We start from the raw sequence: 14,366 nt of genomic DNA on the forward strand, positions 1-14,366 counted from the left end.
GGAAGCAATCATGGCATTTCTGCAAATCGACCATCTGAACAAGCGCTTCGGCCAACAGGCGGTGGTGCACGACTTCAACATGAAGGTGGAGGCCGGCGAGTTCGTCACCTTCCTCGGCCCGTCCGGCTGCGGCAAGACCACGGTGCTCAGGATGATCGCCGGTTTCGAGACGCCCAGCGGCGGCAGCATCCGCCTGTCCGGCGACGACATCACCCACCAGTCGCCGCAGAAGCGCGGCATCGGCATGGTGTTCCAGAGCTACGCGCTGTTCCCCAATATGAACGTGGCCGACAACATCGCCTTCGGCCTGAAGATGCAGAAGCGCTCCGCCGACGAAATCCGCCGCAAGGTCGGCGAGGTGATCGCGCTGGTGGAGCTGAACGGCCGCGAGCGCCACTTCCCTCACCAGCTGTCGGGAGGCCAGCGCCAGCGCGTGGCGCTGGCGCGCGCGCTGGTGGTGGAGCCGCGCATGCTGCTTTTGGACGAGCCGCTGTCGGCGCTGGACGCCCGCATCCGCAAGAATCTGCGCGAGCAGATCCGCGACATCCAGCGCCGGCTGGGACTGACCACCATCTTCGTCACCCACGACCAGGAGGAGGCGCTGACGATGTCGGACCGCATCTTCGTGATGAACCAGGGCAAGGTGGAACAGGAAGGCGCGGCCGAAACCATCTACACCCAGCCGGCCACCGAGTTCGTCGCCCGCTTCATGGGCAATTACAATCTGCTGACCGCCGAACAGAGCCAGACGCTGCTGGGGCTGGAAATCAGCGGACACCTGGCGATACGCCCGGAGTCCATCCAGCTGCTGGAGCAGGGCGAGGCCGGCGACGGCGCGCTGCCGGCGGTGGTGCGCCAGCACCAACTCTTGGGCAACATCATTCGCTACCAGGTGGAGGCGAACGGCGCCACGCTGCAGGTGGACCGGCTGAACCGCAGCGCCGCCGACCTGCTGCCGGGCGGCACGCCGGTGCGGCTGCGCGTGGACCGCGCCGATCTGCGCGAGGTGCGCTGAGTCAGGCCAGCGGCGGCAGCCGCTGGCTCCCCTGCTGGAAGTAATGCATCTGCCGGCGCAGGCTGTCGGCGCGCATCGCCACCTCCTGCGCCGCCGCGGACAGCTCTTCGCTGGCGGCGGCGTTGTCCTGCGACAGCTGATTGACGCGCCGCATCGCCTGATTGATGTCTCCCACCCGCTGCGCCTGGGTCGTCGCCGCGCTGGAGATGCCCATGACCAATTCCAGCGTCTGGCGGCTGGAATCGACGATGTCGCTCAGCTGCTGGCCGGCGCTCTCGGCCAGCTCCACGCTACCTATCGCCACCTGGCCGATCTCCTTGGCCGCCGACTGGCTGCGCATCGCCAGCTTGCGCACCTCGTCCGCCACCACCGCGAAGCCGCGGCCGTGCTCGCCGGCGCGCGCCGCCTCTATCGCCGCGTTCAAGGCCAATAGATTGGTCTGGTAGGCGATGTCGTCGATGATGTCGGTGCGGCGGGCGATCTCGTGCATCGCCGCTATCGTCCGCTGCACCACCTGCTTGCCGTCGGCCGCCTGGCCGCTGGCGGTGTCGGCCATTTCGCCGGCATGATTGGCGTCGCCGGCCATCTCGAACATGCAGCGCGCGATGTCGTCGATGGCGCTGCTGCTCTCCTCGACATCGACCGAAGTGCGGGCCGCGCCCTGCGACAGCCCCTGCGACGCCGAATTCAGCTGGGTGGACGCGTTGGCCACCGCGTCGGCGTCCTCCTTGACCTGCAGGATCACGCCGGACAGCCGCTCGCCCATCTGGCGGATGTGGGCGGCCAGGCTGTGGCTGTCGCCGCTTCTGAGCGGCAGGAAGAAGTCCAGCCGGCCGGCCGACAACTCGCGCATGCCCTGCGCCACCTCGTCCGGCTCGGCGCCCAGCGTGTGGACGATATTGCGCCCGACCAGCACCGCGAAGACGATGGGCAGCAGCAGCAACAGCAGGCCGGCCAGCACCAGATAACCGTATAGTCTGGCCCCGGCGGCCTGGCCGTCCACCTGTTGCCGTATCTGCGCCAACAGCGCCTGCTGCACCTGGTACAAGGCCTCGATGCGGCCGCTGCTCACCTGGAACCAGGTCTCCGGCCGCTCGCTCTGCAGCGCGCCGGCGCCGCGCGCCAGCACCGCGTCGCGCATGCGCTCGAACTGGCTGGTCCGGTCCATCGCCGCCTGCAGCGCGGCCTCGTCGCCGCCGTACTGGCGGTACTGGGCGCGGCACAGCTCCTCCTGCGACACCACGCCGCTGACCTGGCGGAAATTGGTGATGGTGAAGCTGCCCTCGGTCAGCACGCCGGTGATCAGGCCGCGGGTGCGGCCGGTGTATTCCTTCTGGCAATTGACCGCCGACCACTGCAGCACCAGCTCCTGCACCGGCTGGCTATGCGCGTGGAACAGCGCGACGATGCGCGACAGACGCTCGATCTGATCGGAATAGCGCCGAAACGCCGGATCGGGGGAGATGTGGCGGGCGTCGACCTCGCGCCGGAGCTGGTCTAACGCCTCCCGGCGCGGCACGCTGTCGTCGAGATAGCCCTGCAGGCCGGCCGCCATGCCGCTGTGGGACTGGCCGCGCAGCCGGGCCAGCACCTCGTCGACGGCGGAGCGGACCTGCGCCAGCTCCGGCGGCCGCGAACGGTGCATCGCCAGATAGCCGTAGCTGCGGCCGCGCTCGGCCTGCAGTTGCTGGATCAGCTCGCCGACCAGGCCGATATTCTCGGTCAGCACTTGATCGCGGTTCAATTCCTGCAGCAGCTGCCGCTGGTTCCAGGCGTAGCCGATGGCGACGAAAAACAACGCCAGCACCAACGGAGCGATCAACAACACCAGCTTGTGAGCGACCGTGAGGCGCATTCGCATCGCCTTCCCCTCTTGCCAGAGAACAATTCACTATAGTTCAAAGTCTTTTTGCGCCGACTCAGCCCAGCCGCAGCAGGTCCTCCGGCGTGTCGACGTCGAGCAGCACGCCGGGATCGTCCAGCTCCAGCCTCAGCGCCTGGTCCCAGTCGACGACGTCGCGCGCGCCGACGTCGCCGTCGAGATCGAGCAGGCTGGACAGGCAGGACGCCGGCAGGCCGCGCGGATGGCCGGGGCGGCCCTGATGGCACGGCAGCACCGGCCGGCCGTGCCGCAGCGCCGACGCCAGCTGGCTGACGGTGTGCGGCCGCACCAGCGGCATGTCGGCCAGACCCAGCACCAGCCCCTCGCAGTCCGGCAGCGCCAGCGCCCAGGCCGCGCCGCAGGCCAGCGAATGGCCGATGCCGGCGCGGTTGAGCCGGCAGGACAGCGGCCGCACGCCCAGCCGGGCGCACACCGCCAGGCCGAAATCATCGCCGTCGCCGAGCACCGCCGCCAGTTCCGGAAACCGGCCGGCAAAGACCGCCAGACTGGCTTCCAGCAGGCTGCGGCCATCGGCCAGCCGCGCCTGGCGCTTGTCGGCGCCGAAACGCCGGCCCTGGCCCGCCGCCAACACCACGCCGGCTATCATGCGCAGGCCTGGCGCATCGCTTCGGCGCCGGCCAGGCCGGCGCGGCGGCTGGCGATCAGGTCGGCGGCGATCGACACCGCGATCTCGGCCGGCGTGCGCGAGCCTATCGCCAGTCCCACCGGTCCGTGCAGCCTGTCCAGCTCCGCCGGCGTCAGGCCGAAGTGCTCGGCCAACCGCGCCTTGCGCTTCAGCGTCGTCGTCGCCGAACCGAGCGCGCCGACGTAATGGCAGGGCAGCTTGAGCGCCTCCATCAGCGCCAGGTCGTCCAGCTTGGGATCGTGCGTCACCGCCACCACCGCGGTGCGCTCGTCGCAGCCGAAGGCCAGCACCAGATCGTCCGGCATCTCGGCCGACAGCGGCGCGCCGGCCAGGCTCCAGTCCAGCCGGTACTCCTCGCGCGGATCGCACACCGTCACCGCATAGTCCAGCGTCAGCGCGATCTGCGCCAGATAACGCCCCAGCTCCGCCGCGCCTATGATCAGCAGTCGCCAGTGCGGGCCGTGCAGCACGCTGAAACCGCCGGCGTCCTCGGCGAAGACCCCGGGCGGACCGTCGGCCGTCAGCCGCGCCGCGCCGTCCGGGAAGGCGACGCGGCGCCACAGGCAGCGCTGCGAGCGCACCGCCTCCAGCAATTGCGCCAGCTGCGCCGGATCCGGCGCGGTCTCCACCGCCACCCTGAGACTGTTGCCGCACGGCAGCCGGTAACGCTGCCTCTCCTCGACGCTGACGCCGAAGCTGCGCACCCAGGCCGCCGGGCCGGCGCCGAACACGCCGCCGCCGGCGATCTCCCGCCGCAGATCGTCCTCGACGCAGCCGCCGGACACCGAGCCGCAGATCATGCCGTCGTCGCGTATCGCCGCCAGCGCGCCGGGCGGCCTCGGACTGGCGCCGTAGGTGCCCAGCACCGTCAGCAGCGCGACGCGCCGGCCCTGCCGCAGCCAGTCCAGCGTCTGCGCCAGCACGGTTTCGTCGTTGCCGCGCATCGCCGCGCTCATTTCGGGCAATAGGCGCCGGTATCGGCCCAGCGCCGTACCGAGACGAGGAAATCCGGCTGCGACAGCGGCGGCGGCGTCCGGCCGCCGCCCGGATGCCAGGCCCACTGCACCAACGGCTCATTGGCCATGTGCGCGACCAGCGCCGCGACGTCGCGATTGCCGTTGCGCTGCTTGTCCAGCAAGCGGCGGCACATCTGGCCGGCGCTCAGCCCCTCCCAGGCCATGCTCAGCGGCGCCAGCCGCCAGCCGGGCCCGCCCGGCACCAGGCCGTCGGCCGAATTGGCCGTCTGGTGGCAGGCGAAGCACATCAGCGACGGGCTGCCCATATCGGCCGGGCCGCGCTTGATCAATTGCAGGTGCCGGTGGCGATCGTCGCCCTGGCGCGGGAAGTCGGTGGCGGTATGGCAGTTCAGACAGCGCGGCGATTGCATCACCCGCGCCACGTCGCCGAAAGCCTGCCGCGACGCGGCCGGGTCGTCCGCCGCCCGCGCGGCCGGCAGCCAGGCGGCCAGCGCCCAGCACAAGACTGTCAGGATTTTCATCTCGCCTCCGTCACACCATCTGGTAGCCGTGCCGGCTCAGCGGCAACTCGCGCAGCCGCTGGCCGGAAGCCGAGCGGATGGCGTTGGCCAGCGCCGGCGCGACCGGCGGCACGGCCGGCTCGCCGGTGCCGCCCGGCGCCTCCTCGCTGGCGACGATGGAGACATCGACCTTCGGCGCCTGGAACATCCTGACGATCTGGTAACGGTCGAAGTTCTTCTGCTCGACCTCGCCGTCCTTGAAGGTGATCTCGCCGAACATCGCCGCCGACAGGCCGAACATCACGGCGCCCTCCATCTGGGCCGCCACCTGGTCCGGATTGACGACGACGCCGCAATCGACCGCGCACCACACATGCTCGACCTTCAACTCCTGGTCCTTGACCGACACCTCGACCACCTGGGCGACATGGGAGCCGAAAGAGGTGTGCACGGCGACGCCCAGGCCGTGTCCCTTCGGCAGCTTGCGGCCCCAGCCGGCCATCCGCGCCGCCTCGCGCAGCACGCCCTGCTGGCGCGGCGCCTTGTCCAGCAGCGCCAGCCGGTAGGCCACCGGGTCCTGCCGCGCCAACTCCGCCAGCTCGTCGACAAAGCATTCCTTGGAGAAGGCGCTGTGCGAGTGGCCGACCGAACGCCACCACAGCACCGGCAGCGGCGTCGGCACGGTATGCAGGTCCAGGGAAACCGCCGGCAACGCATACGGCATGTCCTCGGTCCCCTCGACCGACACCTCGTCTATGCCGTTCTTGACCATCATCGGCGCGAACGGCGTGCCGGCGAGGATGGACTGGCCGACGCCGGTCTGCAGCCAGGCCACCGGCTTGCCATCGGCGCCGATGCCGCCGCGCAGGCGGTCGGTCCACATCGGCCGGTAGTAGGCGCCGGCCAGATCGTCGTCGCGCGTCCACATCAGCCGGACAGGCGCGCCCTGGCCGTGATGCTTGGCCACCTCCAGCGCCTCCTTCAGCCAGTCGGAGCCGACCGGCACCGCGCGCCGGCCGAAGCCGCCGCCGAGGAAGGTGGTGTGCAACGTGACCTGCTCCGGCTTCAGCCCGGTCATCTTCGCGGCCATGCCGGCGTCTATCGTCTGCGACTGGGTGCCGCTCCAGATCTCGCAACTGCCCGGTTTCAGCCAGACCACGCAGTTCAACGGCTCCATCGGCGAGTGCGACAGATACGGCAGCTCGTAGCGGGCCTCCAGCCGCTTCGCCGCGCCGGCCAGCGCCGCCTCGGCGTCGCCGACGCCGTGGTAATGCTGGCCGGGCCTGGCCGCCAGCGCCCGGTAATGCTCGCCCAGCCGGGTCGAATCCAGCGCGGCGTTGGCGCCGCGCTCCCACTCCACTTCCAGCAAGTCCCGCGCCTTCTTCGCCGGCCAGAAGCCGTCGGCCAGCACGGCGACGCCGTTGCTGATCGCGAACACGTCCCTGACGCCGGGCACCGCCAGCGCCGCGTCCGCCTTGAAGCTGCCGGGCTTGCCGCCGTAGCTGGGACAGCGCTTGACCAGCGCGGTCAGCATGCCGGGCAGGCGGACGTCCATCGCGAACTGCGCGCGGCCGTCCAGCTTCTCGTCGCCGTCCAGCCGGTGCACGCGGGTGCCCAACAGCTTCCAGCGGTGGCGCGGCTTCAATTCCACCGTGTCCGGCACCGGCAGCTTGCCGGCGGCCTCGGTCAGCTCGCCGTAGCCCAGGCTGGCGCCGTTGGCGTTGTTGAACACCCGGCTGTTTTCGGCGCGGCATTGCGTGGCCGGCACGCCCCAGCGCTGCGCGGCGGCGGCGATCAGCATGTCGCGCGCGGCGGCGCCTATCTTGCGGTACTGGTCATAGCTGGACAGCGTGCTGGTGCTGCCGCCGGTGATCTGGATATGGAAGGCGGTATGGACGTAGACCGGGGCCGCCGGCGCCGACACCACCTGGATCCGGTTCCAGTCGCACTCCAATTCCTCGGCGATCAGCATCGCCAGCGAGGTGTAGATGCCCTGCCCCATCTCGGATTTGTTGCTGACGATGGTGACGCCGCCGTCCTTCTCGATTCGGACGAAGGCGTTCGGGGAGGAAATGGCGCTCTTGGCTTCCGCCGCCTCGGCCCTGCGTCCGCCCTCGCCGAGGACGAAGCCCAGGCACAGCGCGCCGCCTAGCGCGCCGCTCATTTTCAGGAAACCGCGGCGGGAAACGCTGCTGGTGGTCGTCATCGCGGCCTCCTACAACAGCTTGGCGGCGGCGTGGACGGCCGCGCGTATGCGGATATAGGTCCCGCAGCGGCACAGATTGCCGCTCATCGCCTCGTCGATATCGCTGTCTGACGGGTGCGGGTTGGCGCTGAGCAAGGCGGTCGCGGCCAGCACCTGACCGCTCTGGCAAAAGCCGCACTGCACGACGTCCAGCTGGCGCCAGGCCTGCTTGACCGCCTGGCCGACCTTGTCGGCGTTGCCTTCCACCGTGGTGATGCTGTCGTCCGCCGCCAGCGCCGAGATCGGCGTCACACAGGAGCGGATGGGCAGACCGTTCTTCAGCACCGTACAGGCGCCGCACAAGGCCGCGCCGCAACCGAACTTGGTGCCGGTCAGGCCCAGCTCGTCCCGCAGCGCCCACAGCAAAGGGGTGTCAGGGGTGGACGAAAGCTCCACCTCCTTGCCGTTGATGGAAACCTTCATGCCTTGCCTCCCGTTCCGAAAAACGCAAGGCGACGGACCAGGACTGGCCGCCGCCCGGATGCGAACCGGCGCCGCGCGCGGCTGCCCGCGGCGTCACGATGACAGTGACAACAATTTCAACAAATAGTATAAGAAAAAGCCGCCGGCGCGACAAGGCGGAAGCCGGTCGCCTACGCGCTTTCGCGGCGACCGTCGCTAGTTGGCGCCGCCGCGCGCCAGGCAGCGCTGGTAGCGGCCGTCGACGCGGCGCGCGAACCACTCGGTGGTCAGTTTGTGGGTGAACTTGGGACTGACCAACACGATCTGCGGAATGATCTCGCGCGGCGCCTTCGGCCCGGCCAGCGCGAATACCTTTTGATATAGCAGACTCTGGCCGAAGCCGGACAGCTTCTCCAGCCGCAGGTCGCGCATCATGTCGGCGTCGCTGATGCCCAGGCGGCCGGCGATGGCTTGCAGCGCGCGCTGGGTGTCGCTGGTCTGGCCGGACAGCACGCGGTTCATCTTGTCGCTGTACAGCATGATGTCGCCGTCCAGCGCCAGCTTGCGGCCGGACAGGCGGGACACCGCCTGCTGGAAGGCGGCGTTGCGGCTGGCGTAACGGCCGGCGTTGTAGTCGGCGAAGCGGTAGACCATCTCGTGGTACGGCGCCGGGTACTGCAGCAGGATGGCGGTGCCGAAGTAGACGCTGCCGCGGCGGGTGAAGACTTCGTCGCGCAGGCTGGAATAGTTGTACGGATACGGCCAGGCGCGGACATGGGTCTCGGCGAAGGCCACGCTGACCTGCATCGGCCCGCCGTCGCGTATCGGGTTCTTGTGCTCGAAGATGGTCTGGCCGAACGGCAGCTCGCGCACCATGTCCTCGTACAGCGCGTTCATCTCCCGCTTGGTGCGCAAGGCGTCCACCCGCTGCTTGAAGCTGCGGCCGTCCGGCGACGCCTTGCTCATCGCCGCGTCGACGACGAATTGCGGAATCAGATATTTCTGCCGGCGCTGCTCGATCTCGCCCCAGACAATTTTAGACAGACCGGGCACCACCGGGTCCGGGCTGAAGCCGGACTCCTGCTCCGCCACCGCCAGCGCCGCGCAGAAGAACTGCGGCGTGTACGGAATCTTCAGATGGCTGAAGGCGCCCATCACGTCGTTGCTCCAGCCCCTGCGGTCCGGGATGCCCGGCGGCAGCAGGCGGTCCAGCAAGGCGCGCCCCTGGCTTTCCGAGATCGCCGCGGGCGGCTGAACCGGCCGCGTCACCGGGCGCGGCGGCGCGACCGGCGCGGTCACCGGCGCCGAGGCAGGCTGCTCCGGCGGCGGCACGTCGACGGCGGGAGCGGAGGCCGGCGCCTCGGGCGCGACGATGGGGGCGGGGTTCGGCGGCGTGGCGCAGGCAGCGACGAGCAGGCTGGCTGCCAGCAGGGTCAGACGGACTTTCACGATGTCTCGCAAACGGGCAAAGACCAGAGTGTAGCCCAGAGCGGCGGCGCTTGGCATGCGCCGCTTCAACGCAGGTCGAAACGGGCCATGCTGCCGTCGGCGCGCATCGCGGCGATGGCGCGGTCCAGGCGCGCGATCAGCGCGTCGTCCGCCTGCCGGTTACAGGCGAAGGACACGTCCAGCGTGTCCACCACCCAGGCCACCCGGGGCGGCGGCATGCCCAGGCGCTTCGCCAGCGAGGCGACGCCGACGTCCAGCATTCCCCACAGATCCAGCCTGCCCAGCTTCAATTTCTCCAGCCCGCTCAGGTAGTCGGCGCTCTCCTCCACCGCCACGCCCCGCTCCTTCAGCCGCGCCGCCACCATGGTGCCGCGCATCGCGCCCACCCGCAGCGACTGCGCCCGCTCCAGGCCATGCAGCTGTCGGCCATCGTCGCCCCTGGCCAGCAAGACCAGGCGCATCTGCAGCAGCGGCGCGCTCCACTTGTACTTCGCCTGCAGCTCGGGCAGACGGCCCGCCGGAAAGCAGGCGTCGGGCTGCTGCTCCACCATCAGGCGGGCGCGCGCCTGCGGATAGACCTCGAAATGCAGCTCCACGCCGGCCCGTCGTCCGACCTCCTTCATCAGATCGATGCCGGTGCCCCGCATGCTCGCGCCATCGGGCGCCAATTCGATGACGCCGGGAATCTGCGTCAACAGCATGCGCAGGGTCTCGGCCCGCGCATCCGCCGCCAGCAAGGCGCCCGACAGGACCGCCGCCATTCGCCACCCAGCCATCGCCACTCCAGACCATTCGCACTGTCTGAACCATAGCAAAACGGGGAGCCATCGCTCCCCGTCTCCTCATGCCGTCATCCGCCGATGCCGGCCACCATGATCCAGCCTATCAGCAACGGCGCCAGCGCCATGCAGAAGCCGCGCATGCACCGCATGGTCCGCGGCGAGCGGCCCGACGACAGCTCGTTCCTGACCACCGGCCAGGCCTTCCAGCCGACGAACAACGCCAGCAGCAGCTCGCCGGCCGGCATCAGCAGCTTGGAGGTGACGAAGTCCAGCAAGTCGAAGAAATTCATCCCGAACAGCTGATAATCGCTCCAGACGCCCAGCGACAGCGAGGCCGGCACGCCCAGCAGGAAGGTGCCGGCGGCCATCAGGACGGCGGCGGCGCGGCGCGACAGACGCAACTCGTCGATGGCGAAGCTGGTCACCACCTCCAGCAGCGACACCGAAGACGTCAGCGCCGCCAGCAGCAGCAGGCAGAAGAACATCACCGCGAACAGCTGGCCCAGCGGCAGGTGGGCGAACACCGCCGGCATCGTGATGAAGGTCAGGCCGGGGCCGGCCGACGGGTCGAAGCCGAAGGCGAACACCGCCGGCAGCACCATCAGGCCGGCCAGGAAGCAGGTGGCCACCGTCAGCGCGATCACCCACAGCGCCGAGCTCACCAGCTTGGATTCGCGACCGACGTAGGAGCCATAGGTGATCATGATGCCCAGGCCCAGCGACAGGGAGAAGAAGGCCAGGCCCAGCGCGTCGACCAGCATGGCCGCGCTGACCTTGGAGAAGTCCGGCGCGACGAAGTAGCCTACCCCCTCGATCGCGCCCGGCAGCGTCAGGCCGCGCGCGATCAGCACCAGCATCAGCGCGAACAGCGCCGGCATCAGGAACTTGGACAGCGTCTCTATGCCCTTCTGCACGCCGCCGACCACCACGGCCAGCGTCAGCAGCGCGAAGCCGCCGTGATACAGCACCGGCTGCACCGGATCGCTGATGAAGCCGCTGAAGATGGCGCCCAGCGCCTTCGGATCGGACGTCATGATGCTGCCCTGCAGCGACTTGACGATATAGGCGACGGTCCAGCCGCCGACCACGCTGTAGAACGACAGGATCAGGAAACACACCAGCACGCCCATATAGCCGATCACCGGCCAGAAACCGCCGGCAAGCCGGCGGAAGGCGCCGACGGCGCCGGCATTGGCGGCGCGTCCCAGCGCCATCTCCGACACCATCAGCACCAGGCCCAGCGTCAGGCAGATGCCGAGGTAAACAAACAGGAACGCTCCGCCGCCATTGGTGGCGGCGACGTAGGGAAACTTCCAGATGGCGCCCAGCCCGATGGCCGAGCCGGCTGCCGCGAGAATGAAACCGAGGCGCGAGCCCCATTGAGATCTAGCCATGTTCTATCGTCTTTGTCGTATTTTTGGATGTCGTGAAACGCGGCGCGCGCCGATAGGCGGCGCGGACGTCGGCGGGCCGCATTGGTGGCGCCGGCGTTGGCAGCCCCGCCCAGAATCCTAAACAGGCTCTGATCGGCGGAGGCATCGGGACAGGCGTCCGTCCGGTGGGACGGCGGCTACCGGGGCGTCGGGGATGGGGACGCCGGCCGGTCCTGATCGGATATTGCTGCTGCGCTTTCCAATTTAACATGATTGCGGGCGCTAGCTAACTAAAAATGCCGCGCCGCCATTCATCGGCCGAAAACCACCGCACAGCCGTCCCGAGCGATTGCACCGTGAAATTTGCCAAACTTAGGAATAAACTAAGTAAAACAACGTAGTGCGCGCGTCGTCCATCCCAGGAGCAGCCGGCAGCGACATGTTGTATTGCTTGTCTCGGGAGGACAGCCATGGCCACAATGCAAACGCTTCAACCGTTGATCGACACCGTGCAGGGCTGCCTGATCCTGTCCGATCCCGTCGACGGCCGCATCCGCGGCGCCAATCAGCTGGCCAGCATCCTGCTGGTCTGCCCGCACGACGAACTGCTGGGCCGCTCGATCTACGATTTCGTGCCGGATCGGGCCCAGGCCGTCGACATCGACGAGCAGCTGACGCGCGGCAATATGATCTACAACCGCGGCATGCAGCTGTCCACCGCCGACGCCCGCAGCTTCGATGTCCAGCTGTCGGCGCGCCATGTCGACATCGGCGCCGGCCCGATGCTGGCGTTCAGCTTCGCCGACCGCACCGAAGCCAAGGTGATGGGCCAGCTGCTGGATTTCGAGCGCCAGTTGGTCGAGCGCTCGCTGAACATCGTCAAGACGCTGAAAGAGGAAGGCTGCCAGGGCGAGGACGAGGACAAGCTGACCGGCGTCGCCGGCATGCACCGGCTGATGGCGGCGGCCCATGCCGAGACCAATCGCTCGCGCCGCTACGGCGGACCGTTGTCGGTGCTGGCGCTGGAATTGGTCAATCTGCCCGAGATGGTGCCCAAGGGCGACGACGGCTCGGCCAGCGGCCAGCTGATCCGGCTGGCCAGCAGCCTGTGCCTGCAAAGCACCCGCGACAGCGATCTGGTGGCGCGCCGCGGCGACAACATCTTCATCATTCTGCTGCCGAGCACGCAATTGCCCGGCGCCAGCGAGACCGGCCGCCGGCTGATCAAGGCGCTGCGCCAGCTGACCTTCCTGCATCGCGGCGAGGAGCATCAGGCGCTGGCCTGCGTCGGCGCCAGCTCGCTGCGCAGCGACGAGACCAGTCCGACCCCGATGCTGGAACGACTGGACATCGCGCTGCGCAAGGCGCGCGAAGGCGGCGCCAACTACATCATCAAACTGCCCTGAGCGGGGCCGGCGCTCAGAGCCTGTTTACGATCTTTTTGCGGCATCGACGGTATTCTGCCGGATGCAGGGCACGAAAAACGGCCCGCGGCAGTGTCGTTCACTGCAAGGGACGTTTGACAAAGCCATGCGCCGGCAGAAAACCGTCCCGAAGGGCAGGCCAGCCAGCAGGCCATCTGCGGCGTTGTCGGGCTAGGCCTTGGAATCACCAAGGCCTACGCCCCCCGCCTTGCATCTGACCTGCTGGCTGGGCTGCGATGCTCGTCAAAAGATCGTAAACAGGCTCTCAGGCCAGCTTGTCCAACAGCTTCTGGTGGATGCCGCCGAAGCCGCCGTTGCTCATCACCAGCACGTGGTCGCCGGGCCTGGCCTCGGCGGCGACGGCGCTCACCAGCGCGTCGAAATCGGAGAAGGTCCGCGCCTTGTCGCCGATAGGCTCCAGCGCCTCGGCCGGATTCCAGCCCAGGCCGGCCGCCGAGCAGAACACCTTGTCGGCCAGGGCCAGCGAAGTCGGCAGCGCCGCCTTCATCGTGCCCAGCTTCATCGTGTTGGAGCGCGGCTCCAGCACCGCCAGGATGCGCTGCGCCCCGACCTTGCGGCGCAAGCCTTCCAGCGTGGTGGCGATCGCCGTCGGATGATGGGCGAAATCGTCGTAGACGGTCACGCCGTTCGCCACGCCCTTCAGCTCCATCCGCCGCTTGACGTTGGCGAAACGGGACAAGGCGGCTATCGCGTCCCCGACCGCCACGCCGGCGTGGCGGGCGGCGGCTATCGCGGCCAGCGCGTTCAGCCGGTTGTGCTCGCCCAGCAGCGTCCAGCGCACCGTGCCCTGCATGGCGCCGTCCAGCAGCACGTCGAAGCCGCCGTCGTCGTGCAGCGCGCCCAGCTGCCAGCCGGCGTCGGCGCCGAAGCGCTCCACCGGCGTCCAGCAGCCGCGCTCCAGCACGCGATCCAGATTGGACTCCCGGCCATTGCTGACGATGCGGCCATGGCCGGGAATGGTGCGCACCAGATGGTGGAACTGGGTCTCGATCGCCGCCAGGTCGGCGAAGATGTCGGCGTGGTCGAATTCCAGATTGTTCAGCACCGCGGTGCGCGGGCGGTAATGGACGAATTTGGAGCGCTTGTCGAAGAAGGCGGTGTCGTACTCGTCGGCCTCGATCACGAAGAAGGGACTCTCGCTCGCCGGGTCCAGCGCCGGCCGGCCCGGCAGACGCGCCGACACCCCGAAGTTTTCCGGAATGCCGCCGATCAGGAAGCCCGGCGCCAGACCGGCGTCCTCCAGTATCCAGGCCAGCATCGAGCTGGTGGTGGTCTTGCCGTGCGTGCCGGCCACCGCCAGCACCCATTTGTCCCGCAGCACGTTCTCCGCCAGCCATTGCGGACCGGAGATATAGGGCAGGCCGCGGTTGAGGATTTCCTCCATCAGCGGCTTGCCGCGCGTCACGACATTGCCGATCACGTACACGTCCGGATTCAGCTCCACCTGTTCCGCGCCGAAGCCCTGCGTCAGCGCGATGCCCATCGCCTCCAGCTGGGTGCTCATCGGCGGATAGACGTTGGCGTCGCAGCCGGTCACCTGGTGGCCGGCCTGTTTGGCGATGGCGGCGATGCCGCCCATGAAGGTACCGCAGATACCCAGGATGTGGATGTGCATAGGTCAGTTCAGCATCGAGAAAACGGCAAACCACA

The 14,366-nt window shown here is 68.7% G+C and carries 12 protein-coding genes; 2 read left to right on the forward strand and 10 right to left on the reverse strand.

Annotation, left to right across the window (positions count from 1 at the left end):
* The first annotated feature begins 10 nt into the window (after positions 1-10).
* The gene (locus CXB49_RS13995; RefSeq protein ID WP_101708978.1) at positions 11-1,015 is read left to right on the forward strand and encodes an ABC transporter ATP-binding protein; all 1,005 of its coding nucleotides are present in this window, start codon (positions 11-13) and stop codon (positions 1,013-1,015) included.
* 1 nt (position 1,016) lies between these two features.
* Here the strand turns inward: CXB49_RS13995 and CXB49_RS14000 are convergent, their stop codons facing one another.
* The 9 genes from CXB49_RS14000 to CXB49_RS14040 all read right to left on the reverse strand — a co-directional run bounded on the left by CXB49_RS14000 (position 1,017) and on the right by CXB49_RS14040 (position 11,292).
* Complete coding sequence (locus CXB49_RS14000) at positions 1,017-2,870, reverse strand: methyl-accepting chemotaxis protein (protein WP_158300863.1); 1,854 nt, start codon at positions 2,868-2,870, stop codon at positions 1,017-1,019.
* A 64-nt stretch (positions 2,871-2,934) separates the two neighbouring features.
* Positions 2,935-3,504, reverse strand: a complete 570-nt coding sequence (locus tag CXB49_RS14005) for an NTP transferase domain-containing protein (RefSeq protein WP_101708980.1) — start codon at positions 3,502-3,504, stop codon at positions 2,935-2,937.
* On the reverse strand, positions 3,501-4,487 hold the full coding sequence (locus CXB49_RS14010; protein WP_158300864.1) for an XdhC family protein: 987 nt from the start codon (positions 4,485-4,487) through the stop codon (positions 3,501-3,503). Before CXB49_RS14010 ends, CXB49_RS14005 begins: the two co-directional genes overlap by 4 nt.
* A gap of 8 nt (positions 4,488-4,495) precedes the next feature.
* Positions 4,496-5,041 (reverse strand): hypothetical protein, encoded by a 546-nt coding sequence (locus CXB49_RS14015; RefSeq protein ID WP_158300865.1) that lies wholly within the window; start codon positions 5,039-5,041, stop codon positions 4,496-4,498.
* Positions 5,042-5,051: 10 nt separating this feature from the next.
* Positions 5,052-7,226, reverse strand: a complete 2,175-nt coding sequence (locus CXB49_RS14020) for a xanthine dehydrogenase family protein molybdopterin-binding subunit (protein WP_101708983.1) — start codon at positions 7,224-7,226, stop codon at positions 5,052-5,054.
* A gap of 9 nt (positions 7,227-7,235) precedes the next feature.
* A complete protein-coding gene (locus tag CXB49_RS14025; protein ID WP_101708984.1) occupies positions 7,236-7,688 on the reverse strand; it encodes a (2Fe-2S)-binding protein in 453 nt (150 codons plus the stop codon).
* Positions 7,689-7,883: 195 nt separating this feature from the next.
* Complete coding sequence (locus tag CXB49_RS14030; RefSeq protein WP_233492807.1) at positions 7,884-9,116, reverse strand: DUF1615 domain-containing protein; 1,233 nt, start codon at positions 9,114-9,116, stop codon at positions 7,884-7,886.
* 65 nt (positions 9,117-9,181) lie between these two features.
* Entirely contained in the window at positions 9,182-9,892 is a 711-nt protein-coding gene (locus tag CXB49_RS14035; RefSeq protein WP_101708986.1) for an ABC transporter substrate-binding protein, read from the reverse strand.
* Between the two features lie 74 nt (positions 9,893-9,966).
* Positions 9,967-11,292, reverse strand: coding sequence for a sodium-dependent transporter (locus tag CXB49_RS14040; RefSeq protein ID WP_101708987.1), 1,326 nt, complete (start codon positions 11,290-11,292; stop codon positions 9,967-9,969).
* A gap of 449 nt (positions 11,293-11,741) precedes the next feature.
* Between CXB49_RS14040 and CXB49_RS14045 the strand changes: the two genes are divergently transcribed.
* A complete protein-coding gene (locus tag CXB49_RS14045; protein ID WP_101708988.1) occupies positions 11,742-12,677 on the forward strand; it encodes a GGDEF domain-containing protein in 936 nt (311 codons plus the stop codon).
* A 283-nt stretch (positions 12,678-12,960) separates the two neighbouring features.
* On the opposite strand, the gene mpl is transcribed toward CXB49_RS14045, so the two are convergent.
* Positions 12,961-14,331: a UDP-N-acetylmuramate:L-alanyl-gamma-D-glutamyl-meso-diaminopimelate ligase gene (gene mpl, locus CXB49_RS14050; RefSeq protein WP_101708989.1), complete on the reverse strand. Its 1,371-nt coding sequence runs from the start codon at positions 14,329-14,331 to the stop codon at positions 12,961-12,963.
* Positions 14,332-14,366: the final 35 nt, after the last annotated feature.

The sequence above is a fragment of the Chromobacterium sp. ATCC 53434 genome, from assembly GCF_002848345.1.
Classification (GTDB): domain Bacteria; phylum Pseudomonadota; class Gammaproteobacteria; order Burkholderiales; family Chromobacteriaceae; genus Chromobacterium.